Source organism: Nocardioides sp. NPDC092400 (assembly GCF_040684155.1).
GTDB lineage: Bacteria > Actinomycetota > Actinomycetes > Propionibacteriales > Nocardioidaceae > Nocardioides.
In genome coordinates this window covers 800,962-822,981 of sequence record NZ_JBFBFJ010000001.1, presented here as the reverse complement: position 1 = coordinate 822,981, position 22,020 = coordinate 800,962, and the positions used below count along the sequence as shown (strand labels likewise).

Annotated in this window: 22 protein-coding genes and 1 riboswitch; of the genes, 14 read left to right on the top strand and 8 right to left on the bottom strand. The window is 73.1% G+C overall.

Going from position 1 to position 22,020, the window contains the following annotated elements; translation table 11 throughout:
* The 4 genes from AB0N29_RS04070 to AB0N29_RS04055 all read left to right on the top strand — a co-directional run bounded on the left by AB0N29_RS04070 (nucleotide 1) and on the right by AB0N29_RS04055 (nucleotide 3,553).
* Nucleotides 1–927, top strand: coding sequence for a type II secretion system F family protein (locus AB0N29_RS04070; RefSeq protein ID WP_364864304.1), 927 nt, complete (start codon nucleotides 1–3; stop codon nucleotides 925–927).
* The gene (locus AB0N29_RS04065; protein ID WP_364864302.1) at nucleotides 924–2,498 is read left to right on the top strand and encodes a sensor histidine kinase; all 1,575 of its coding nucleotides are present in this window, start codon (nucleotides 924–926) and stop codon (nucleotides 2,496–2,498) included. Before AB0N29_RS04070 ends, AB0N29_RS04065 begins: the two co-directional genes overlap by 4 nt.
* On the top strand, nucleotides 2,495–3,148 hold the full coding sequence (locus AB0N29_RS04060) for a response regulator transcription factor (RefSeq protein WP_302270700.1): 654 nt from the start codon (nucleotides 2,495–2,497) through the stop codon (nucleotides 3,146–3,148). The genes AB0N29_RS04065 and AB0N29_RS04060 overlap by 4 nt, the downstream gene beginning before the upstream one ends.
* A 186-nt stretch (nucleotides 3,149–3,334) precedes the next feature.
* Nucleotides 3,335–3,553, top strand: coding sequence for a Flp family type IVb pilin (locus AB0N29_RS04055; protein WP_364864300.1), 219 nt, complete (start codon nucleotides 3,335–3,337; stop codon nucleotides 3,551–3,553).
* Between the two features lie 46 nt (nucleotides 3,554–3,599).
* On the opposite strand, the gene AB0N29_RS04050 is transcribed toward AB0N29_RS04055, so the two are convergent.
* From AB0N29_RS04050 to AB0N29_RS04035, 4 genes are all read right to left on the bottom strand, one after another.
* Nucleotides 3,600–4,826, bottom strand: a complete 1,227-nt coding sequence (locus tag AB0N29_RS04050) for a M48 family metallopeptidase (protein ID WP_364864299.1) — start codon at nucleotides 4,824–4,826, stop codon at nucleotides 3,600–3,602.
* A 12-nt stretch (nucleotides 4,827–4,838) separates the two neighbouring features.
* Nucleotides 4,839–5,960: a hypothetical protein gene (locus AB0N29_RS04045; protein WP_364864298.1), complete on the bottom strand. Its 1,122-nt coding sequence runs from the start codon at nucleotides 5,958–5,960 to the stop codon at nucleotides 4,839–4,841.
* Nucleotides 5,961–6,063: 103 nt separating this feature from the next.
* Complete coding sequence (locus tag AB0N29_RS04040) at nucleotides 6,064–7,047, bottom strand: NlpC/P60 family protein (protein WP_302270694.1); 984 nt, start codon at nucleotides 7,045–7,047, stop codon at nucleotides 6,064–6,066.
* Between the two features lie 12 nt (nucleotides 7,048–7,059).
* A riboswitch (cyclic di-AMP (ydaO/yuaA leader) is annotated at nucleotides 7,060–7,226 on the bottom strand.
* Nucleotides 7,227–7,425: 199 nt separating this feature from the next.
* Nucleotides 7,426–7,632 (bottom strand): hypothetical protein, encoded by a 207-nt coding sequence (locus AB0N29_RS04035; protein WP_302270693.1) that lies wholly within the window; start codon nucleotides 7,630–7,632, stop codon nucleotides 7,426–7,428.
* 109 nt (nucleotides 7,633–7,741) lie between these two features.
* On the opposite strand from AB0N29_RS04035, the gene AB0N29_RS04030 reads away from it, so the two are divergent.
* Nucleotides 7,742–9,136, top strand: a complete 1,395-nt coding sequence (locus AB0N29_RS04030) for a hypothetical protein (protein WP_364864295.1) — start codon at nucleotides 7,742–7,744, stop codon at nucleotides 9,134–9,136.
* Here AB0N29_RS04030 and AB0N29_RS04025 read toward each other — a convergent pair.
* Nucleotides 9,129–10,385: an NYN domain-containing protein gene (locus AB0N29_RS04025; RefSeq protein ID WP_364864293.1), complete on the bottom strand. Its 1,257-nt coding sequence runs from the start codon at nucleotides 10,383–10,385 to the stop codon at nucleotides 9,129–9,131. The two genes, AB0N29_RS04030 and AB0N29_RS04025, sit on opposite strands and share 8 nt — an antisense overlap.
* A gap of 91 nt (nucleotides 10,386–10,476) precedes the next feature.
* Between AB0N29_RS04025 and AB0N29_RS04020 the strand changes: the two genes are divergently transcribed.
* Genes AB0N29_RS04020 through AB0N29_RS04010 form a run of 3 tightly spaced genes read left to right on the top strand, consistent with a single transcriptional unit; the run spans nucleotide 10,477 to nucleotide 13,211 of the window.
* Nucleotides 10,477–12,258, top strand: coding sequence for a DEDD exonuclease domain-containing protein (locus AB0N29_RS04020; protein ID WP_364864291.1), 1,782 nt, complete (start codon nucleotides 10,477–10,479; stop codon nucleotides 12,256–12,258).
* A gap of 32 nt (nucleotides 12,259–12,290) precedes the next feature.
* Nucleotides 12,291–12,569, top strand: coding sequence for an Lrp/AsnC ligand binding domain-containing protein (locus AB0N29_RS04015; RefSeq protein ID WP_302270685.1), 279 nt, complete (start codon nucleotides 12,291–12,293; stop codon nucleotides 12,567–12,569).
* A gap of 15 nt (nucleotides 12,570–12,584) precedes the next feature.
* Nucleotides 12,585–13,211 carry a GNAT family N-acetyltransferase gene (locus tag AB0N29_RS04010; protein ID WP_364864289.1) on the top strand — a complete coding sequence of 209 codons (627 nt, stop codon included), beginning with the start codon at nucleotides 12,585–12,587 and terminating at the stop codon, nucleotides 13,209–13,211.
* Here the strand turns inward: AB0N29_RS04010 and trpD are convergent.
* Nucleotides 13,208–14,233, bottom strand: coding sequence for an anthranilate phosphoribosyltransferase (gene trpD / locus AB0N29_RS04005; protein ID WP_364864287.1), 1,026 nt, complete (start codon nucleotides 14,231–14,233; stop codon nucleotides 13,208–13,210). The genes AB0N29_RS04010 and trpD overlap by 4 nt on opposite strands.
* Nucleotide 14,234: 1 nt before the next feature.
* Nucleotides 14,235–14,657, bottom strand: a complete 423-nt coding sequence (locus AB0N29_RS04000; RefSeq protein ID WP_364864285.1) for a hypothetical protein — start codon at nucleotides 14,655–14,657, stop codon at nucleotides 14,235–14,237.
* 59 nt (nucleotides 14,658–14,716) lie between these two features.
* On the opposite strand from AB0N29_RS04000, the gene AB0N29_RS03995 reads away from it, so the two are divergent.
* A complete protein-coding gene (locus AB0N29_RS03995; protein WP_364864283.1) occupies nucleotides 14,717–15,190 on the top strand; it encodes a hypothetical protein in 474 nt (157 codons plus the stop codon).
* A gap of 9 nt (nucleotides 15,191–15,199) precedes the next feature.
* Nucleotides 15,200–16,516, top strand: a complete 1,317-nt coding sequence (locus AB0N29_RS03990) for a hemolysin family protein (RefSeq protein ID WP_364864280.1) — start codon at nucleotides 15,200–15,202, stop codon at nucleotides 16,514–16,516.
* Here the strand turns inward: AB0N29_RS03990 and AB0N29_RS03985 are convergent.
* Nucleotides 16,500–17,441: a cytochrome c oxidase assembly protein gene (locus tag AB0N29_RS03985; protein ID WP_364864278.1), complete on the bottom strand. Its 942-nt coding sequence runs from the start codon at nucleotides 17,439–17,441 to the stop codon at nucleotides 16,500–16,502. The genes AB0N29_RS03990 and AB0N29_RS03985 overlap by 17 nt on opposite strands.
* Nucleotides 17,442–17,533: 92 nt before the next feature.
* On the opposite strand from AB0N29_RS03985, the gene AB0N29_RS03980 reads away from it, so the two are divergent.
* The 4 genes from AB0N29_RS03980 (at nucleotide 17,534) to AB0N29_RS03965 (ending at nucleotide 21,995) form a co-directional block, all read left to right on the top strand.
* The gene (locus tag AB0N29_RS03980; RefSeq protein ID WP_302271631.1) at nucleotides 17,534–18,154 is read left to right on the top strand and encodes a heme-copper oxidase subunit III; all 621 of its coding nucleotides are present in this window, start codon (nucleotides 17,534–17,536) and stop codon (nucleotides 18,152–18,154) included.
* A 69-nt stretch (nucleotides 18,155–18,223) separates the two neighbouring features.
* Nucleotides 18,224–19,099, top strand: a complete 876-nt coding sequence (locus AB0N29_RS03975; protein ID WP_302270676.1) for a c-type cytochrome — start codon at nucleotides 18,224–18,226, stop codon at nucleotides 19,097–19,099.
* Nucleotides 19,096–20,238, top strand: a complete 1,143-nt coding sequence (locus AB0N29_RS03970; RefSeq protein WP_364864275.1) for a Rieske 2Fe-2S domain-containing protein — start codon at nucleotides 19,096–19,098, stop codon at nucleotides 20,236–20,238. Before AB0N29_RS03975 ends, AB0N29_RS03970 begins: the two co-directional genes overlap by 4 nt.
* Before the next feature lie 2 nt (nucleotides 20,239–20,240).
* The gene (locus tag AB0N29_RS03965; protein ID WP_364864273.1) at nucleotides 20,241–21,995 is read left to right on the top strand and encodes a ubiquinol-cytochrome c reductase cytochrome b subunit; all 1,755 of its coding nucleotides are present in this window, start codon (nucleotides 20,241–20,243) and stop codon (nucleotides 21,993–21,995) included.
* The last annotated feature ends 25 nt before the right edge of the window (nucleotides 21,996–22,020 follow it).

Genomic DNA, 22,020 nt, shown 5'->3' with positions numbered 1-22,020 from the left:
ATGACGCTGCTCCTCGTGCTGGGCGCCGTCCTGGTGCTCGTCGCCATCCTGCTCGTCGGCTCGGCGCTCGCCCCCGACGAGGGCCGCACCTCGGGCGTGACCCGCTCCCTCGCCGCCATCCAGGCGATCGGCTCGGCGCCGCAGGCGCTGCGCGACGAGCTCGACCGGCCCTTCGGCGAGCGGGTGCTGGAGCCGCTGCAGGCCCGGGCGCTGCGGATCGGTCGCCGGCTCTCCGGCGCCGACTCGGCCGAACGGATCCGTCGCAAGCTGGACCTGGCCGGCAACCCGCGCGACTGGTCGGTCGACCGGGTGGTGTCGGGCAAGGTGATCGGCGCGGTGGCCCTGACCCTGGTCGCCGGAGCAGTGGTGCTCGTGCTCGGGGTGTCGCTCCCCGTCGCCGTGGTCCTGCTGCTCGCCGGGCTGGTCGTCGGGTTCTTCGTGCCCGACCTGTACCTGTACCAGAAGACCTACGAGCGCACGGAGCGGATCCAGCGCGAGCTGGCCGACGCGATCGACCTGATGACGATCAGCGTGGAGTCCGGGCTCGGGTTCGACGCCGCGGTCCAGCAGGTCGCGCGCAACACCGACGGTCCCCTCGCGGAGGAGTTCTCGCGGGTGCTCCGCGAGATGCAGATCGGCGCCGGCCGGGCGAATGCCCTGCGCGCCCTGGGGGACCGGACCAACGTGGCCGACCTCAAGGCGTTCGTCGGGGCGATGGTCCAGGCGGACTCCTTCGGCATCCCGATCTCGCAGGTGCTGCGCGTGCAGTCGGGCGAGATGCGGGTCAAGCGCCGCCAGCGCGCCGAGCACAAGGCGCAGCAGGTACCTGTCAAGATCACCGTGCCCCTCATCTTCTGCATCCTCCCTTGCCTCTTCATCGCGGTGATGGGGCCCGCGGTGATCAGCATCATGGAGAACATGGGATGACCTTCCCGGACCTGCCGTTCGCGCGACTCACCCTCGCCGCACGCGGGTTCGTGCTGCTCTTCCTCTTCGTCACCGCGCTGGTCGACCGGGACGAGGAGATGCTGCTGGCGCTGATCGCCATCGGCTGTGCCTGGGTCGTCGTCCAGCTCGCCGAGTTCCGCCCGCGCACGTCGATCGTCTTCGCCACGACCTTCGACGCCGTGGTGGTGGGCCTGGTCTGCGGAGTCGCCTCGGCCGAGAGCCTGACCGTGTTGGCCGCCCTCGCCGTGCCGCCGTTCACCGCCGGCCTGCACCGCGGGGCCGTCGGCGTCGCGCTGGCCATGTCGGCCGAGCTCGTGGCGCTGGTCGGCTTCGCGGTGGTCTCCGGCGACGGGCTGTCCGACCCGCAGTGGCTCGGGGTCTTCACGTGGAGCGTCACCGGACTCGGCCTCGGCCTGATCGCGACGTTCCTGCACGCCGCGATCGAGCGCTCGACCGACCCGCTGGCGCCGTACCACTACGCACAAACCCTGCTGCGCCAGCTCATCGACCTCTCCGGCGGCCTCAGCTCCGGGCTGGACCCCAACGCGCTCGGCGGCGCGATCATCAGCACCGTCCGCGACGAGCTGCCGATCGCCGCCCTCGTCCTGTACGTCCCCCGCGGCGACTCGCTCACGCCCCTGGTGGAGAAGAACCTCGAGGGCGAGACGGCCGACTGCGAGGACGTCGCGGCCGAGGCGTGGGCGCGCGGGGAGAACGTCGTCGACGGCCGCTCGTTCGCGATCCCGCTCGACGACGCGGCCGTGGTCGCCGGCGTGCTGTCGGACCGGCTCGACCCCGGCCGGCTCGACCTCGGCGACCGGATCCGCAAGCTGCAGCGCCGGCTGGCACCGAGCGCCGTGCACCTCGACACCGCCCTGCTCTTCGCCTCCTTCCGCGACGCGGCGACCGCGGAGGAGCGCCGGCGCCTCGCGCGGGAGATGCACGACGGTGTCGCGCAGGACATCGCCTCCCTCGGCTACCTCGTCGACGCCCTGGCGGCGCAGCCGTCCTCAGCGCAGCAGGCCGAGCGGATCGCGCTGCTGCGCGACCGGGTCAGCCACGTCGTGGGCGAGGTCCGCCAGTCGGTGCTGACCCTGCGCACGAGCATCGGGGAGAGCGAGAGCCTCGGCGCCGCGATCGGGGCGATCGCCCGCAACCTCAGCGAGGTCTCCGGCGTGCCGATCCAGGTGACCCTCGAGGAGCACACCACCCGCCTGCGGCCCGAGGTGGAGGCGGAGCTCTTCCGGATCACCCAGGAGGCGATGAACAACGCCATCAAGCACGCGCAGGCGTCGGTCATCGACGTCCACTGCCGGGTGCACGCGCCCCGCGCGATCATCACGGTCTCCGACGACGGCCGCGGCATGCAGCAGGCGCGGTCGGACTCCCACGGCCTGGAGATCATGCGCGAGCGCGCGATGCTCATCGGCGGCAGGCTGAGCATCGACCCCGTTCACGGTGGCGGGTTGATGGTCACCGTGGCGGTGGGTACCGACCCCGAGCCCCCGATCAGCTCCGAGCAGCCCAGCGAAGAGAAGGTGAAGGCATGAGCGACCGGAACATCAGCGTGCTCCTCGTCGACGACCACCAGCTGATCCGCGACGGTCTCTCGGGTGTCCTCGACCTCGAGCACGACATGTCCATCGTCGGGGTCGCCGCGACGGTCGCCGAGGCGATGGCCTCCTACGAGCGGCTCTCCCCCGACGTGATCGTGACCGACCTGCAGCTGCAGGACGGCACGGGCCTCGACATCGTCCGCGCGGTCCGCAAGCGGAGCAACGACACCGGTCTGATCGTGCTGACGATGCACTCCGGCGACGAGCAGATCTTCGCCGCGATGCAGGCCGGCGCCTCCGGGTTCGTCGGCAAGGACGCGCCGTCCGGCGAGGTGGTCAAGGCCGCCCGGCACGCGGCGGTCTCCCCGCGGTCGTTCATCTGCACCGGGCTCGTCGGGGCGATGATGCGCCGCCAGGCCGGCGAGTCCACCAAGCTCTCCGACCGGGAGCACGAGGTGCTCCTGCTGCTCGCCGACGGGCTCGGCGCCGCCCAGATCGGCGAGAAGCTCTACCTCAGCGAGTCGACCGCCAAGTCCCACATCGCGAAGATCTACCAGAAGCTCGGCGCGGCCAACCGGGCCCAGGCCCTGGTCACCGCGATGCGGATCGGGCTGCTCTCCAGCGTCAAGCCCGCCGACTCCTGAGGTCGCGCCGCGCGGACGGGCCACGACGGCCGAGGCGGGGAGGTAGTCCGTTCGGACTACCGGAGTCCGGACGGTGACGGGATTCGCCGGGGCGCCGATCCCGGCAGGATCTTCCTCGTGAGGTTCTTCGGCCTCACGCCGGAGAACCACCCCCCGCACAGCACCCCCTCAAGGAGATCCTCGGTCATGGTCGACTACCTGCGCATGCTCATCAACGCCCGCCTCGCCCAGATGGAGGAGCGCGGCGCCTCCGCCGTCGAGTACGGCCTGCTCATCGCCGGCATCGCGGCGCTCATCGTCGTCGCCGTCTTCGCGCTGGGCCCGGTCGTCCAGGGCGCTTTCAACGAGACCTGCGAGAGCATCACCAACGCAGGGACCGCTGGGTCTGGCACCTGCGCCGAGTGACACGTCCAGGTGGGCCCGTGGTCAGCCACGGGCCCACCTGCCATTTTCAGCGGTTGTCTTGTGTCAGCCCCAAGCGGAACAGGGTCGTCGGGTGGCTGCCGAACCACCACTGGCTCCACGCCGGCGGCGTGACGTCGCCGAGCGACCGCTCCGCCAGCCGCACCTGCATCTCCGCGAAGGCCTCCGGGTCGCTCACGCGCAGCGCGTCCACGTCGGCCCGGGTCTCGATCTGCCGGCTGATCCCGTTCTGGACCGGGCTGGCCAGGAAGCCGCCGACCGCGACCAGCGCGAGCGCCACCGGGACGACCGCGGCCCGGCCGGGTCCGGGCCACCCACGCCGGGCGAGGAACCCCAGGCAGAGCGCCAGCAGGCCCACGCCGGCGACCGCGCCGGCCGCCCCGAGCGCGGTGCCCACCAGCACGTCGTCGTGCTGGGCATGGGCCAGCTCGTGCGCCACCACCGACAGCGCCTGGTCGACCGGCAGGTCGTCGACCAGGGTGTCGTAGACGACGACCCGACGCGTCGAGCCGAAGCCGGAGACGTAGGCGTTCAGGGCCGACGTACGACGTGAGGCGTCCACCACCAGGACGTCGCCGATCTCGACGCCCTCCTGGTCGGCCAGCTCCACGATCCCCTGGCGCAGCGGCCCGTCCGGGAGCGGCTCGAAGGAGTTGAACGCCGGCTCGACGACCACCGGGTAGACGAAGGACCCGAGGACCACGAGCGCCGCGACGAGCAGCCCGGCGACCGCCGGCCACGCGCGCGGCAGCCGGCGGGCCAGCCCGACCAGCAGCACGAGGGCGAGCGAGATGACGACGATGCCGAGCGCCTCGTTGCGCACCAGGTCGGCGGCGTACCCCGCCCAGGAGCGGGTCGAGAGCCCGTGGTCGCGGCGGAGCTGCTCGAGCGCGACGCCGAACGGCAGCGTCACGAGCCGTCGCAGCACCTCCACGGCCGCGACGAGCACGACGACCTGGACCCACCACGGCCCCGGCACCCGGTCGGCCCACGCGCGGCCCCGTCGGCTCAAACCCAGCCAGCACGCCACCGCGATCGACACCGCCAGCGACGACCAGCTCCAGGCCCGCGCCCAGCGCGAGAAGTCCTCGGCCCGCGCGAGCTGCTCGGCGCTGAACCAGTCCTCGGGGCGCACCGGCTCCACCGGCCCGTCGGGCACCGGGCTCCACGGCACGAGCCACCAGGCCAGCAGGACGAACGCGACACCTCCTCCGGCCAGCAGCACCCAGGCGGTCCGTCGGGCGGTCGGCGTCACCCGAGCAGTCTCTCAGGCGGCCAAGGCGGCCAGCCGGCGCTGCCACGCCCGGGTGAGGTCGGCCTCGCTCCAGCCGGCGACGCGGCGCAGCGCCCGGTCGAGGCCGTCGCGCTCGACCGCGCGGTAGAGGTCGACCAGGCCGGGCGCCCCCACCCGCTCGGCCAGCACGGTGCAGGCCAGCCAGGCCGCCTCGTACGACGCACCGAGGTGGGTCGTGCCGGTGTCGAACTCCGCGGGGCCGGGGAGCGCCTCCGGCAGCCCCTCGTCGCGGACCTGGGCGATCACCTGCGCGGCGGTGGTGCTGAGCGGAAGGTCGACGTCACGCAGGGCGACGTAGTCGGCGAAGCCCTCGAGCAGCCACAGCGGGGAGCCGCTCAGCGGCGCGCGGGTCGCCACGTGGGCGGCCTCGTGGCTCAGCACGACCTGCGCCCCCTGCGGACGCAGGGTGCCGAGCACCTCGGGGTTGACGAAGACGTGCAGCGGGGCCTCGGGGGCGAGCGAGCCGTCGGGCGAGGCCGTCACCGCGGCCACCCCGTCGTAGGTCCCGTCCTCGGCGCCCAGCAGGTCCCCCAGGCCGTCGGCGGAGGAGGGCACCTCGACGACCAGCCGCGGCCGCCACCGGTCGAGCACGCGGCGGACGACGGGCACCGCCGCCTCCGCACGCCGGGTGACGCCGGCGAGGTCTGCCCCGGGTGCGGCCACCACCAGCACCTCGGGGGTACGACGCACCTCGACCGGGCCGGTCAGCCACAAGGGGGTGCGCCCGTCCCCGCCACCGATGTCGGTGACCACGGCCTCCCCCGCGGACCCGTCGCCGGCGGAGACGGTCATCTCGACCTCCGTGCGGGCCGGCTCGCGGTCGAAGCCGGCGAACCGCCAGGTGACCGAGACCGCGGCGCGGACCCCCTCCTCGGACCGGCCGACCCGGTCCACGTAGCGCAGGTCGAGGTCGCGGACCTCCAGCCGGGCCGCGTTGCCGACGAGGTGGTCGACCGCGGCGACGGCCGGCGCGCCGTCGTCGCCGGAGAGCACGGCCTCCCGCAGCCGGTCGAGCGCGTCGTCGATGTCGGCGGGCCCCAGCGCGGAGGCGGACGGCGCGCCGGGGGTGGCGACGTAGGTCCCGTCGCGCAGCACCAGCCAGGTCGTCGTGGCACCCGCGACGAGGAGGAGGGCGAGGAACGCGACGAGGCCGGCCGCCCACCGACGTGGGCGACCGGCCTCGGGGGCCGTGCGGGGCTCAGCCAGGGCGGACGGCCCCGACGTACGGCATCGAGTGGAGCGGCGCGGTCGTGACGCCACTGCCCGGGTTGGCCGCGTGCACGATCATGCCGCCGCCGATGTACATGCCGACGTGGCTGATCGGGCTGTAGTAGAAGACGAGGTCGCCGGGCTGCAGGTCGCTCTCGGCGACCTGCGGGCCGGAGGAGTACTGCGCGCTCGAGGAGTGCGGCAGCGAGACGCCCGCCGCGTTCCAGGCCATCATCGTGAGGCCGGAGCAGTCGAACGCGCTCGGCCCGGCGGCGCCGTAGACGTAGGCGTCGCCGACCTGGGACATGGCGTAGGCCACGGCGGCACCAGCCCGGCCGGAGGCGGGCACGGTCGCCGGCGGGCGGGTCGTGTCACGGGAGACGACGGCCTCGCGCTCCTCGGCCTCGAGCCGGTCGAGGAGGCCCTCGGCCTCGGCGAGCTTCTCGTCGATCTCGGCCTTCTCGTCGGCCAGCTGGTCCTTGACCTCGGCGACCTGGGCGGCCCGCTCCTCGGTCGCGTCGCGGCGGATGTCGAGGGCCTTGAGCTCGGTGGTGTAGTCACCGAACATCTGGTCCTGGAGGTCGTCGAAGGCCGACATGGTCGACAGCTCGGACAGGAACCCCTGCGGGTCGTCGGAGACGATGACCTGGCCGACGGCGGAGAGGCCCTGGCCCTGGTACTGGCGGACCACCGAGCGCTCGACCTGCTCGCGGACGCCCTCGAGGCGCTCGCCCTGGCGGTCCTCGTCGGCCTCCAGCGAGCGGAGGTCGCGGTTGAGCTCCTCCAGCTCGATGCGGGCGTCGTTGAACCGCTCCGAGGCCTGCTCGGCCTCGTGGAAGAGCCGGTCGACCCGGGCCTGGACATCGCCGACGTCCGGCTCGGCCTGCGCCGGCCCCGAGGGACCGATGCCGATGACGCCGACGATGGCGAGCCCGGTGAGGGCTGGGACAAGTCGCTTCCGACCGTTGAGCACGAGCGGGCGGTCTCCTCGGGTGTCGTACGCCTACCGGGTGAGCTGACGGGTTCGGGCACGACAGGCCCTACGACCGCTCCCCGCCGCTGTGCGGCGACTCACGGACGATTCACCCCAGAGGCGCTGCACGCAGCGCCGGTGGTTCCCCGGCTCCCGGTCCGCCGCAGCGGCCCGGAACTCGACGCGGTGCCCGCGCGGACCGGTTGGTCCACTGCCACGGGCACCTGAGCCAGACAGGTTAGTCGTGGCGGGCGCGCCCCGCGAATCTTCCCGGGTATGTCGCCGTGGTTTCCGGGGAGGACGGGCCAGTCTTTACCTTCCGTCGTCACACCGGTCACACCAGTCACTCCTGTGACGACTGCCCGGTGCGGCGGCGGGTCAGGCCGACTCCACGTCGTACCCGTCCACCGGTCGCACCAGCCGCAGCGGGGGCACCAGCCCACCCTGGGCCAGGACGTCGAGCGCCTGGCGCTCGTCGTCGTCGAACGTCAGCTCCGGCGGCGGGCCCAGCAGCACCGTCACCACGCAGTCGTGGCAGGCCAGACCCCGCACCACGCAGGTGTCGCAGTCGATCCGTGTCGTCATGCGGGCCACCGTGGCAGCGACCACCGACAACGCCCGGTCCCCTCCTCCGATCGGGCACTCCACCGCCGTTCCGGCAGCACACCCGGCGCGCGCCGCCTACCGTGCCTGCGTGGCCGCCTCCCCCCGCTCACGCTCGTCCCGCGCACGACTGGTGCCGCCCGCCCTCGCCGGCCTCGCCGCCGTCGTGTACGCCGCCACCGCCGACCGCTCGATCGGCATGAACGACGTGACGTCCGCGGCCGTCGGTGCCTGGCGGCTCGCCTCGGCGGGGACGCCGTGGCTCGACGGGGTGGACCTGGCCGGACTGGACTTCAACGAGGAGCACCTCTGGGTCGGCGAGGCAGAGAACGGCCACGTCGCGGTCCTCCGCTCCCCCGGCGCCGTCGCCATGGGCGTCCCGGCGTACCTGCTCGCACGCACCGGCACCCAGCCCGAGGACTTCGTGCGCTGGCCGGGCGCTGTGTGGGCCGCGCTGCTCACGACGCTGGCGCTCGTCCTCCTCTGGCGCGGCCTGCGCCGTCACCTGCCCCCCCCGTGGGCGACGGCCGCCGTCGGCGTGCTCGGCTTCGCCACCCCGGTCTGGACGGTCGCCGCGAACGGGCTGTGGACCCACACCCTCACCGTCCTGGGCATCGCCGGGATGGTGTGGGGGGCCGCGACCGGCCGGTGGTGGCTCGTCGGGCTCTTCGGCGGGATCGGCCTCTGGGGTCGTCTGCACGTGGCCCTGGTCGTCGCCCTGCTCGGGCTCGGCGTGGCGGTGTGGCGGCGCGACCCGCGCATCGCGGTCGTCGTCGGCGGGGTCAGCGGCTGCTTCCTCGCCCTGGCCGCGGCGTGGAGCCGCTGGATGTACGGCGGGTGGGACCCGCAGGGGCCCTACCCCTCGCCGACGCAGTACGCCGGGCAGGCCACCGACGCCGGCGTGTGGGACGCGGTGACCAACCAGCTCGGCCTCTGGGTCTCGGCGGACCGCGGCCTGCTCGTCTGGAGCCCCGTGCTGGTGCTCCTGCTCCCCGCGGTGGTCCGGTCCTGGCAGGACCTGCCGGACTGGACGCGCGTGCTCGCCGTCGCGGGGCTCGCGTACGGCGCGGTGCAGGGCCAGCTCAACGAGTTCGACGGCGGGTCCGGCTACTACGGCTACCGGCTGACCCTCGAGGTGCTTGTGTGCCTGTTCCCGGCGTACGCGCTCGCCGCCCACCGGGCCGGCCGCGTGGCCCGGCCCCTGCTGGGGCCCCTGCTCGGGGTCTCCGTCGCGGCGATGGCGGTCGGCGCGACGTCGGAGGGCTTCCTCGTCCAGGAGGCCGACGCGTGGACCGACAACTCCCTCGCCCTCGCGCTGCGCACCTTCCCCGCCCTGTGGCTGTGGCTCGCCCTCATGGCGCTCGTCGGACACTTGGCGGTGCGCGTCTGGCAGGAGCGCGGCCTCGATCTCCTCCGCTCCGCCGCGACCTCGCCGACCCCGCGGACCACGCAGGGCACGTCGTCCAGGTCCGGCGCGCTCAGCTGATCAGCGCCGCGAGCGCGTCGACCGAGGCGCCCCGGGCGCCGGCGCGGGTGACGTCGGCGAGGACCGCCTGGTCCCCGGTGACGACCACCACCACGCGGCCGGGAGGCTCGGCGCCGACCAGGTCGCGGATCACGTCGTCGGCGATGACGCCCTCGGGGCTGAAGTAGACCCGGACGCCCCGCGGCGTGGAGACCACCGGCCGGGCCCCGCTCGCGTTCCCCGCGTCGAAGACCACCGTGGTGTCGACGCCGGTCCGCGCGACCAGCGGCGCCAGCCCGTTGACCAGCCGGATCCGCTGCGCCTCCAGCGGCGAGGTCGGCCACACCGACTTGCTCACGTTGTAGCCGTCCACGATCAGCCGGGCGCGCGGCATCGCGAGGTACTGCTCCAGCAGCCCGGCCGACGCACCCGTGAGCACGCGGGCACCGTCGGCCACGCCGGGCGAGAGACCGGCCTCGACCCGGTCGCCGGGCGCGCCGGTCACCGTCGGCAGCGCCAGCTCGCGGCGCAGCCCCGCCGCCGCGTCGATGACGGTCTCGAGCAGCACACGGGCCCGCACGGTCGCCTCGTCCCGCTCCGCGCGTACGGCGCGCCGGTCCGCCGACGTGCCCGCCTCGAGCTCGGCGACGCGGGCGCGCAGCCGGCGCACCTCCTTCTCCTGCGCGGCGGTCAGGTCGCCGGCGTCGCGGCGCAGCGCGGCGACCTCGGCGGCGGCCTGCTCACCGGCGGCCCGGGCGGCCCTCTCGGCGGCGCGGGCCTCCCCCAGCCGACGCCGGAGCGTGGTGTTCTCCGCCTTGACCTCGTCGAGCTGGGCCCGGTGCATCGCGCGCTGCTCCCGGGCGGCCCGGTCGGCGGCGTCGAGCCGCTCGCGCAGCCGCACCACCTCGGTCTGCTCACGGCTGGGGGCCGCGGGTGCGACCTCGGCCAGCGCGCTGGCCAGGTCCTCCTCCCAGGCGCCCGCGCGCAGCAGCCAGGCCACCGCGGCGCGGTCGGCCGCCGTGGTGGCGCTCGGCGGCTGGACCACCAGGTGCGAGGCCACGCGGCCCCGCAGGTCCTCGTCCCGCAGGGCCGTCGTGATCGCCGTCGTCCCGAGCCTCGCCCGCCGCGCGGGCGCGAAGGAGGCCACCCGGCGCAGCGACGGCGGCAGCTGCCCGAGCGCCGGGAGCACGTCCGCCGTCAACGCCACGACCCGGGCGCGCACGGGCTCGGGCAGCTGGGCCAGCGGCACTGGCGACGACGAGGTGGGCACGAGGGGACTCCAGACGGGCGACGGCGGTCACGACGAGCCTATTCCGCGTGCCGCCACGGCATTGTCGGTGGCCGCACCTACCTTCGGCCCCATGAGCAGCGCCGTCCGGACCGCGCCTGCGCAGTGGGAGTCGCAACGCAGCTTCGACGAGCTGGGTCGCCCGCTGCGGGGCACCACCTTCACCGTGGTCGACCTCGAGACCACGGGCGGCTCCGCCGAGGGCGGCTCGATGATCACCGAGATCGGTGCGGTCAAGGTGCGCGGCGGCGAGGTGCTCGGCGAGTTCCAGACGCTGGTCGACCCGCGCCTGCCGATCCCGCCGTTCATCGCGGTCCTCACCGGCATCAGCAACGCCATGGTCGCCGACGCGCCGCCCATCGAGTCGGCCCTGCCGGCCTTCCTGGAGTTCGCCGCCGGCACCGTCCTGGTCGCGCACAACGCGCCGTTCGACATCGGCTTCCTCCGCCACTTCTGCGAGCAGCAGGGGCGGCCGTGGCCGGGCTTCGAGGTGCTCGACACGGCGCGGCTCGCGCGCCGGGTCATCACCAAGGACGACGCGCCCAACTGCAAGCTCTCCTCCCTGGCCCGGGCCTTCGGCTCGACCACCACGCCCAACCACCGGGCGCTCTCGGACGCCCGGGCGACCGTCGACGTCCTGCACGGGCTGATGGAGCGGCTCGGTGGGCTCGGCGTGCACACGCTGGAGGAGCTGCAGACCTTCTCCGGGCGGGTGAGCACCGCCCAGCGGCGCAAGCGCCACCTCGCCGAGGGCCTGCCGCACGCCCCGGGGGTCTACCTCTTCCGCGACCATGAGCAGCGGGTGCTGTACGTCGGCACGTCCAAGGACCTGCGGACCCGGGTGCGCACCTACTTCACCGCCTCCGAGACCCGCTCGCGGATGGGCGAGATGGTCGGGATCGCTGACAGCGTGACCGGCATCGAGTGCGCCACGTCGCTGGAGGCCGAGGTCCGCGAGCTGCGGCTGATCGCCGAGCACAAGCCGCGCTACAACCGCCGCTCCCGCTTCCCGGAGAAGACCACCTTCCTCAAGCTCACCCGCGAGCCGTGGCCCCGGCTGTCCCTGGTCAAGCGCGTCCTGGACGACGACGCGGACTACCTCGGCCCGTTCTCCTCCCGCAAGGTCGCCGAGAAGTGCCTGGCCGCCCTGCACGACACCTTCCCGCTGCGGCAGTGCTCGGACCGGTTCGGCCGGACCCCCTCGCGCACGCCGTGCGTGCTGGCCGAGCTCGGCCGCTGCCTCTCCCCCTGCGACGGGACGGTCGACCACGACACCTACGCGGCCGTGGTCCGGCAGCTGCGCGACTCGCTGCTGCGCCGCCCCGACCGGGTCGTCGAGCAGGTGAATGCCCGGATGGAGGCGCTCGCCGCCGACGAGCGCTTCGAGGAGGCCGGGGTGCACCGCGACCGCCTCGCCGCCTTCATCCGCGCCGCGAGCCGCACCCAACGGCTCAGCGCGTTGACCCGCTGCCCCGAGGTCATCGCCTCCCGCCGCGGCGACGACGGCCGCTGGGCGGTCCACGTCGTGCGGTACGGCCGGCTCGCCGCGGCCGGGGTGATCCCCGCGGGCGCCGACGCCCACGCCTACGTCGCGTCGCTGCGGGCGTCCGCCGAGACCGTCACCGGGGGGCCCGGCCCGGTCCCGGTGGCGACCGCCGAGGAGACCGAGAAGATCCTGCGGTGGCTCGAGTCGCCGGGCATCCGCCTCGTCGACGTCGAGGGCGAGTGGAGCTGCCCGGTGAGCGGCGCGACCCGGCACCTCGCGATCCACGACGCCGTGAGCCGCTCCCGCGCCGAGCTGGTGCCCTTCGACGACCGCCGCGACCTCGCGCCGGTGCACCAGCCGGCGCGCTGAGCCCCGGGCCCGGTCCCGGCTAGGGTCTGCCCATGATCACCGCCATCGTCTTCGTCAAGGCAGACGTCGCCCGCATCCCCGAGGTGGCCGAGGCGATCGCGGCCCTCGACGGGGTGAGCGAGGTGTACTCGGTGACCGGCCAGATCGACCTCATCGCGCTCGTGCGGGTCCGCGACCACGACGACGTCGCGAACGTCGTGGCCGACCGGCTCAACAAGGTCGCGGGCGTGACCGCCACCGAGACCCACATCGCCTTCCGCGCCTACTCCCAGCACGACCTGGAGTCGGCGTTCTCCCTCGGCCTCGACTAGGGCCCGGCCACCACCGTGGGCTGGCTCGGTGACCACTGGCTCGACCTGGTCGGCTGGGGCGGCAGCGCGCTGCTGGTGTACTCGCTGCTGCAGGCGCGGGTGCTGCGCTTCCGCACGCTGAACCTGGTGGGCTGCCTGGTCCTGCTGGTCTTCAACGCCCTGGTCAGCGTGTGGCCGATGGTCGGCATGAACGCCGTCCTCGCCGCGATCAACGTGTGGTGGATCCTCCGCCTGGTGCGCGAGCGCCACGACGAGGCGGCCTTCGAGGTCGTCGAGGTCCGGCCCGAGGACGCCTACCTGCGGCACGTGCTGCGCACCCACGCCGCCGACATCGCGCGGTTCCAGCCGGACTTCGACCCGGCCCCCGCCGGCGCCCAGCACGCGTTCGTCGTGCTCAAGGGCGACGAGACCGTCGGCGTCGTCGTGCTCCGCGAGGACGGCGACGTCGCGCACGTCCAGCTCGACTACGTCACGCCGCGCTACCGCGACTTCTCACCCGGGGAGTTCCTCTGGCGGCGCAGCGGCGTGCTGCGCGACCTCGGGTTCCGCCACGTGCTCACCCCGCCGGGGATGGTCGGCGCCTACTACCCCCACCTCGGGTTCCGCGAGCACGGCGGCGGGCAGTACGTCCTGGACCTCTAGGCCGACGTGGCGGCGACCCAGCGCTCGAGGGTCGCGGCGGCGGCACCCGTGTCGATGGCGTCGACCGCCCGGCGGACACCCTCGGCGAGCGACTCCGCGGCCGGTGCCGACGGCGAGGCGTGCACGGCCAGGGCGGCACCGGCGTTGAGCACCACCGCGTCCCGCACGGGGCCCCGGTCGCCGGCCAGCAGCCGGCGCACGACCTCGGCGTTGTGCGCGGCGTCGCCACCGCGCAGGTCCTCGGCCGTCGCGGGTGCCAGGCCGTAGGTCGCCGGGTCGACGGTCTCGGTGCTGACCTCGCCGCCGTGGACGCGCCACAGCCGCGACGTGGTCGTGGTCGTGAGCTCGTCGAGCCCGTCGTCGCCGCGGAACACCCACGCGTCGACGCCCCGCGCGGCGTACACCCCCGCCATCACCGGCGCCATCCGGGCGTCGGCGCACCCGATCGCCTGCGCGGCGGGACGGGCCGGGTTGGTGAGCGGGCCGAGCAGGTTGAAGGTGGTGCCGATGCCCAGCTCGCGGCGCGGGACGGCCGCGTGGCGCATCGCGGGGTGGAACGCGGCCGAGAAGCAGAAGGTGATGCCGGCCTCGACCGCCACCTCCGCCACCCGCTCGACCGGCAGGTCGAGCCGGATGCCGAGCGCCTCGAGCACGTCGGCGGACCCGGACTTCGAGGACGCCGACCGGTTGCCGTGCTTGACGACCGGCGCACCGGCGCCGGCCGCCACGATCGCCGACATCGTGGAGATGTTGACCGAGAAGGACCGGTCACCGCCGGTGCCGACGACGTCGAGCAGCCGACCGGGCACCGAGATCCGCCTCGCCTTGGCGAGCATCGCGTCGGCGAGGCCGCGGACCTCCTCGGTCGTCTCGCCCTTGGCTCGCAGCGCGACGGCGAACCCCGCGACCTGGGCGGAGGTCGCCTCGCCGCTGAGCACCTCGTCCATCGCCCAGGCCGTCTGCCCTGCGCTCAGGTCCTGTCCGGCGACGAGCGCGCCGAGGACCTCGGGCCAGGTCGACACCTCAGGCGGAGGTGGTGGGAGCGGGGACCCGCGCGCGCAGCAGACCGACGACGGTCTCGGCGAGCTGGATCGGGTCGAGCGGGTGCGGCACCGCCGCCTCCGCCCGGGACCAGGTCGCCAGCCAGGCGTCCTGCGGCCGCCCGGTCAGCACCACGACCGGCGGGCACTGGTAGATCTCGTCCTTGAGCTGCTTGGCGATGCCCATCCCGCCCGCGGGGACGGCCTCGCCGTCGAGGACGACCAGGTCGATGTGGCCGGCGTCCATGTTCTGGATGACGACCGGCTCGGTCGCGACCTGGACGTACTCCACCTCGGGCAGGTCCGGGTGCGGGCGACGGCCCAGCGCCAGGATCACCTGCTGGCGCGTGTTCACGTCGTCGCTGTAGACGAGCACCTTGAGCGGGGCGGTCGCGGAGTCGGTCACGTCGGGGATCGTACGACGCGGGCCGGTCCCCTGCCCATGACCCTCCCTAGAGTCCGGACGTGCCGACCACGACCCTGACCCGCACCTCCACCCTGCTCCGCCCGGCCGCCGAGGTCTGGGCGCGGGTGACCACGCCCGCCGGCATCCGGCACGAGATGCGGCCGCTGCTGTCGATGACGATGCCGCCGCGGCTGCGGGGCGGCACGCTCGACGACGCCCGCCTGCTGCTGGGGCGCCCGCTCGGGAAAGCATGGCTGCTGGCCGGCGGCGTCGTGCCGGTCGACTTCGACGACATGACGCTGGTGGCGCTGGAGCCCGGCCGCCGTTTCCACGAGAGCTCCCGGATGCTGCTCTTCCCGCGCTGGGAGCACGAGCGCACCGTCGACCCGGTCGACGACGCCTCCTGCACCGTCACCGACCGGCTCGTGCTGGAGCCGCGCGTCCCCGGGACCGGCCACGTCGTGGACCGGTTCTTCGCCCACCGGCACCGTCGCCTGGCCGCGTGGGCGAGCCGGTCAGGACCGGCTCGCTAGGTTCGCCGCGTGGACTCCGAGACCTTCGTCAACCTCGGCCTGGTGCTGCTGTTCGTGCTCGTCGGCGGCGTGTTCTCCGGCACCGAGATCGCCCTGGTCTCGCTGCGGGACAGCCAGGTCTCGCGGATGGAGCGCGAGAGCGCCCGCGGCGCCCGGGTGGCGCAGATCGCACGGGACCCCAACCGCTTCCTGGCCGCCGTCCAGATCGGCGTCACCGTGGCCGGCTTCTTCTCCGCGGCGTACGGCGGGTCGACGCTCGCCCCGGACGTCGCGCCGTACCTCGTCGACCTCGGCCTGGGCAGCGGCGCCGCCGACACCGTCGCGCTGGTGGCGATGACGCTGCTCATCGCCTACTTCTCCCTCGTCCTCGGGGAGCTGGTCCCCAAGCGGATCGCGCTGCAGCGCTCCGCGCAGGTGTCCAAGGTCGTGGGCCCGCCGCTGGACCGCTTCGCCACCGTGATGCGCCCGGTCATCTGGCTGCTCTCGCGCTCGACCGACGCCGTGGTCCGGCTGCTCGGCGGCGACCCGGACGCGACCAACGACGAGCTGTCCGAGGAGGAGCTGCGCGACATCGTCTCGACCCACGAGGGCCTCGACGAGCAGGAGCGACGGATCCTCGGCGACGTCTTCGCGGCCTCCCGCACCAGCGTCAAGGAGGTGATGCGTCCCCGCCACGAGGTCGCGTTCCTCGCCGGCGACCTGCCCCTGTCCGCCGCCGTCGAGCGGGTCCGCGACCTGTCGTGGTCGCGCTACCCGGTGACCGGGGAGGGCGGCTTCGACGACATCACCGGCTTCCTGCACGTCCGTGACCTGCTCGACCTGCGCGACGGCGACCCGCGCCTGGTCCGCGACGTCCAGCGCGAGGTGCTGGTCCTCCCGGGCACGAACCTCGTGCTGCCCACCGTCACCCAGATGCGCCGCGAGGGCGTCCACCTCGCCGTGGTCGTCGACGAGTACGGCGGCACCGACGGGATCGTCACGCTCGAGGACCTCGTCGAGGAGATCGTCGGCGAGATCCGCGACGAGCACGACGCCCCCGAGCCGGAGGTCCGCGACGCCGACGGCTCGCTGCTGCTCGAGGGCGGGCTGAACATCGAGGACTTCGCCGAGCGCACCGGCGTCGAGCTCCCCGACGGCGACTACGAGACCGTCGCCGGGTACGTCGTCGCGCGGCTCGGCCGGATCGCCGAGCCCGGCGACACCGTGGAGGTCGGGGAATCCTGCCTGCGCGTGGCCGCGACCGACGCGGCCCGGGTCACCCGGATCGCCGTGCTCCGCGAGGAGGACCGCGAGCAGGCCGCGGGCGCTGCTACGGACGCCCGCTGAGCTCGCGGGCGCGCGCCCGCTCCTCGCGGTCCAGGCGCCGGTCCTCCCGCTTGGCCTCCTGCATCGAGGACCGCACCCACTGGGCGAAGAGCACCGCGAAGAACGCCAGCCCGATCAGGTCGCCCGAGCCCCACAGGATGCCGCCGGCCAGGTGCTGGTCGTCGGCCATGTCGGGCAGCCAGGAGGCCATCGGCCCCTCGCGCAGCTCGCGGTAGTGCTCGCCGCCGATCAGCTCGGACTGCCCCATGATCGTGACGCCGAGGAAGGCGTGGAACGGCAGCGTCAGCACCGTGAGCAGCACGCGGAACGGGTAGCCCACGCGTCCGGGCACCGGGTCGATCCCCATCAGCGGCCAGAAGAAGAGCGAGCCGACCAGCACCAGGTGCAGGTGCATCATCTCGTGGACGTACGTCGAGGCCAGCGACGCGTCGTACCAGCCGGTGAAGTAGAGCGCCCACGGCGAGATCACGTAGAGCGCGAAGGCCAGCGGCGCGAAGGACAGCACCGCGGCCACCCTGGAGTGCAGCACCGCCAGGAGCCACCGGCGGGGCGCGGCCGGGAGGGTGCGCAGCGCGAGGGTCACCGGGGCGCCGAGCGCGAGCGCGAGCGGCACGACCATCGACAGCACCATGTGCTGGACCATGTGCGCGCTCAGCAGGGTGGTGTCGTACGCCGCCAGGCCGGACGCGGTCGCGACGTAGAACGCACCCATGCCGACCCCGACGAACGCGATCGTCCGGCCCACCGGCCAGCGGTCCCCTCGGCGGCGCAGCTTGGCGACGGCGAGCAGGTAGAGACCGGCCACCCACACGGTGAGCACGGTCGAGACGGGAGCCCAGGACCACTGCGTGAAGAACGCCCCGAGCGTGGGCTCGGGAAGCTCCGGTGCGGCGGTCAGGGCGACGAGGAATGCAGCGCCGGACACGCTGTGAACTTTATGACCCCCACCTGAGAGGGGCCCGTGGTGCCCTCGGCGACCACCCGGGACATAATGGCGCCGTGGCGACCACAGCAACCATCCCGGCCTCCCGCCTCCACGGGCATCACGACCGTCCCAGCATGGTCAGCGTGGGGACCATCATCTGGCTCTCGAGCGAGCTGATGTTCTTCGCGGCCCTGTTCGCGGCGTACTTCACGATCCGCTCGGTGAGCCCGGAGCTGTGGAGCCAGAACACCGCTCTCCTCGACGTCCCGTTCGCGGCCGTCAACACCACGATCCTGGTGCTCAGCTCCCTGACCTGCCAGCTCGGCGTGTTCGCCGCCGAGCGCGGCCAGGTGGGCCGCACCGGGTCGGTGCTGAACGTCCGCGGCTGGGGCCTGCGCGAGTGGTTCCTCCTGACCTACGTCATGGGCGCCATCTTCATCGCCGGCCAGGCCGTGGAGTACGCGAACCTCATCCAGGAGGACGTCACCATCCCGGCCTCGGCCTACGGGACGATGTTCTACCTGACCACCGGCTTCCACGGGATCCACGTGGCCGGCGGCCTGATCGCCTTCCTGTTCGTCCTCGGGCGGACCTACATCGCTCGGAAGTTCACCCACGAGCAGGCCGTCAGCGCCATCGTCGTCTCCTACTACTGGCACTTCGTCGACGTCGTGTGGATCGGTCTCTTCGCGACCATCTACCTCGTCAAGTAGCTACGAACACCTCGTAGCACGCAACCAGCAGCAGCCCCGCCCACCCGCAAGGACCCCGAGGATCACAACGTGCGTCTCCTGAACCGTTCCGCAGGTCGACTCTCCCGGCACCGCCGGGGCCCCCTCGCGGGCGTCGTGCTGCTGCTGCTCGGCCTGGTGCTCACCGGGAGCCTGTACGCCGCGTTCGCGCCGGCGCAGGCGACCTCCGCCGAGAGCGACGCCGAGCAGGTCGCCAAGGGCCGCGAGCTCTTCCTCGTCGGCTGCGCCTTCTGCCACGGGCAGAACGGCGAGGGCATCCTGACCGAGCGCGGCGACACCCAGCTCGGCCCGCCGCTCGTCGGCGTCGGCGCCGCGGCCGTCGACTTCCAGGTCGGCACCGGCCGGATGCCGATGACCCAGCCCGGCCAGCAGGCTCCCGACAAGGAGCCCGTCTACTCCCAGGACGAGATCGACGCCCTCGCGGCGTACGTCGCCTCGCTGGGCCCCGGCCCGGCCATCCCGGACCCCGAGGACTACAGCCTCGAGGGCCTCAGCGAGGAGGAGCGCGAGGAGGCCATCGTCCGCGGTGGCCAGATCTTCCTCACCAACTGCACGGCCTGCCACAACTTCAACGGCGCCGGCGGCGCCATGCCGCGCGGCGGGTACGCCCCCTCGCTGCACGGCACCGACCCCAAGTACATCTACGAGGCCATGCTCACCGGCCCCCAGCAGATGCCGAACTTCTCCAACGGCAACCTCACGCCCGAGGAGAAGCGCGACGTCATCAACTACCTCGAGTCGATCCGCGAGACCCCTGAGTACGGCGGTTTCGGTCTCGGTGGTCTCGGTCCGGTGAGCGAGGGCCTGTTCGCCTGGCTCGTCGGCATCGGCGGCCTCGTCGGGTTCGCGATCTGGATCGCTGCCCACACCACGCGCTCCACGAAGAAGAAGGGACAGGCGGCGTGAGCGACGCCCGCGACCACGAGTCGCACGAGAACGACCCGCACGAGGGCGAGTCGTCGCAGAACCTCCCCGACGCCCCGGGCGGCTCGTCGCCCGTGGTGCCGGAGTCGGCCGAGCCGATCCCGGACCCGGGCCTGCCGCCCCACGAGTGGCGTCCCACGGACGTCGACCCGCGCCAGGAGAAGCGTGCCGAGCGCCAGGTCGCCGGCCTCTTCGGCCTTTCGGCCCTCTGCGTCCTCCTGTTCCTGGTCGCGTACTTCGCCCTGGACATCAAGGACGACCACGACATCGTGGGCAACTACGGTGCCTCCACGGTCGCGCTCGGCACGACCCTGGGCCTGGCCCTGCTGCTCATCGGCGTCGGGATCATCCAGTGGGCCCGCAAGCTCATGGGCGACCACGAGATCAGCGAGCTGCGCCACCCGGCGAAGTCCTCCGACGAGGACCGCGCCGCCACCCTGGCCGCGCTGAACGCCGGCGCCGAGGAGTCGGGCATCACCCGCCGGCCCCTGGTCCGCAACTCGCTGCTCGGTGCGGTCGGCCTCCTGGGCCTGCCCGCCGTCGTGCTGCTGCGCGACCTCGGCCCCACCCCGGGGCAGGTCACGCGGGAGGGCAACTACCCGGGTGCCGGCCTCGAGCACACCGTGTGGACCAAGGGCATGCGCGTCGTCCGCGACGTCGTGGGCACCCCGATCCGCGCCGCCGACCTCGAGATCGGCGACCTGGTCAACGCGGTGCCGGAGGCCCTGTTCGCCGTCGACGAGGAGGGCGAGCCCGAGATCGAGGGCGTCGAGCTCCAGGTCGCGAAGTCCAAGGCGGCGGCCATCGTCGTCCGCATGGAGCCCGACGAGATCATCCCCGGCGAGGGCCGCGAGAACTGGTCCGTCGACGGCGTCATCTGCTACTCCAAGATCTGCACCCACGTCGGGTGCCCGATCTCCCTGTACGAGCGCACCACGCACCACGTGCTGTGCCCGTGCCACCAGTCCACCTTCGACCTCGCGGACTCCGCGCGGGTCGTCTTCGGCCCGGCCGCCCGTGCACTCCCCCAGCTACCCTTGGGCGTGGACGAGGAGGGCTACCTGGTCGCACTCAGCGACTTCACCGAGCCGGTGGGCCCGAGCTACTGGGAGCGTGGCTGACAATGAGCATCGACACGAGCAAGGTCGCCACGAGCAACAGCTCGGCGGCGATCGCCAAGAAGCCGGGCCGCGCGGGCATCGTCGCCAACTGGGCCGACGAGCGTCTGGGCCTGGCGACGGCCATGAAGAAGAACCTGCGCAAGGTCTTCCCCGACCACTGGTCGTTCATGCTGGGCGAGATCGCCCTGTGGAGCTTCGTGGTCCTCCTGCTCTCGGGCGTCTTCCTGACGCTGTGGTTCAACCCGAGCATGGGCGAGATCCACTACGAGGGCTCCTACGACCAGCTGCGCGGCATCGCGATGTCCGAGGCGTACGCCTCCAGCCTCGAGCTGTCCTTCGACGTCCGCGGCGGTCTGCTCATGCGGCAGATGCACCACTGGGCGGCGATGCTCTTCATCGCCTCGATGATGATCCACCTGCTGCGCGTGTTCTTCACCGGCGCGCACCGCAAGCCCCGCGAGATGAACTGGGTCATCGGCTGCCTGCTGCTGATCCTGGGCACGCTCGAGGGCTTCACCGGCTACTCGCTCCCCGACGACCTGCTCTCGGGCACCGGCGTCCGCGCCGCGGACGGCTTCATGAAGTCGATCCCGGTGGTCGGCACCTACATGTCGTTCTTCCTCTTCGGCGGCGAGTTCCCCGGCGACGCGATCATCCCGCGGCTCTACACCATCCACATCCTGCTGATCCCGGGCCTACTGCTCGCGCTGATCGCGGCGCACATGCTGCTGCTCGTGTACCACAAGCACACCCAGTGGCCTGGTCCCGGCCGCACCGAGCAGAACGTCGTGGGCTTCCCGATGCTGCCGGTGTACGCCGCGAAGGCCGGCGGCTTCTTCTTCATCGTCTTCGGCGTCGCCGCCCTCATGGGTGGTCTGCTGACGATCAACCCGGTGTGGAAGTTCGGCCCCTACGACCCGACCAAGGTCACCGCGGGCTCGCAGCCCGACTGGTACATGGGCTGGCCGGACGGCGCGCTGCGGATCATGCCGGGCTGGGAGTCGCACTTCTGGGGCACGACCTGGTCCTGGAACGTCTTCCTGCCGATCATCGTGCTGCCGGGCCTGCTGTTCACCGTGCTGCTCCTCCTGCCGTTCCTGGAGGCGTGGATCACCGGTGACAAGCGGGAGCACCACCTGCTCCAGCGCCCGCGCAACGCCCCGACCCGCACCGCGGTGATGGTCGCGCTGATGACGCTCTACGGCCTCTTCTGGGCCGCGGGCGGCAACGACATCATCGCGATCAAGCTGCACCTGAGCATCAACCAGATCACGTACTTCATGCGTGCTGCGGTGTTCATCGGACCCGTCATCGCCTTCATCATCACCCGACGCTGGTGCATCTCGCTCCAGCGCCAGGACAACGAGAAGCTGCTGCACGGCTACGAGACGGGCGTCATCATGCGCTCGCCGGAGGGCGGCTACAGCGAGCGGCACCTGCCGGTCGACACCGCGAAGGCGTACGCGATCACGGCTCGTGACCGCGACCCGGCGCTCCTCGGCGGCACCACCAGCTCCTTCGACCCCAACGGCGTCCCGGCGCCCAAGGGCCGGCTGAGCGGGCTCCGCACGAAGCTGCAGACCCTCTGGTACGCCGACAACGTGCAGAAGCCGACCGCGGCCGAGCTCGAGGAGGCGCACCACCACGCCGACGAGGAGCACTCCGCCCACGGCGAGCTCGAGGGCGTCTCCGCCGACGGTCACCAGTTCGACGGCCACCACGCCGTCGAGGGCGACTCGCTGCGCGGGGACCACTGACGCCGAGGCGTCACCAGGAGCACCA

Excerpts from the sequence above, each read along its gene's own strand:
- AB0N29_RS04060 (WP_302270700.1), top strand. The coding sequence starts at position 2,495 with ATGAGCGACCGGAACATCAGCGTGCTCCTCGTCGACGACCACCAGCTG.
- AB0N29_RS04035 (WP_302270693.1), bottom strand. The coding sequence starts at position 7,632 with ATGACGACACGGATCGACTGCGACACCTGCGTGGTGCGGGGTCTGGCC.
- AB0N29_RS03965 (WP_364864273.1), top strand. The coding sequence starts at position 20,241 with ATGAGCATCGACACGAGCAAGGTCGCCACGAGCAACAGCTCGGCGGCG.
- AB0N29_RS04070 (WP_364864304.1), top strand. The coding sequence starts at position 1 with ATGACGCTGCTCCTCGTGCTGGGCGCCGTCCTGGTGCTCGTCGCCATC.
- AB0N29_RS04020 (WP_364864291.1), top strand. The coding sequence starts at position 10,477 with ATGAGCAGCGCCGTCCGGACCGCGCCTGCGCAGTGGGAGTCGCAACGC.
- AB0N29_RS04015 (WP_302270685.1), top strand. The coding sequence starts at position 12,291 with ATGATCACCGCCATCGTCTTCGTCAAGGCAGACGTCGCCCGCATCCCC.
- AB0N29_RS04055 (WP_364864300.1), top strand. The coding sequence starts at position 3,335 with ATGGTCGACTACCTGCGCATGCTCATCAACGCCCGCCTCGCCCAGATG.
- AB0N29_RS04065 (WP_364864302.1), top strand. The coding sequence starts at position 924 with ATGACCTTCCCGGACCTGCCGTTCGCGCGACTCACCCTCGCCGCACGC.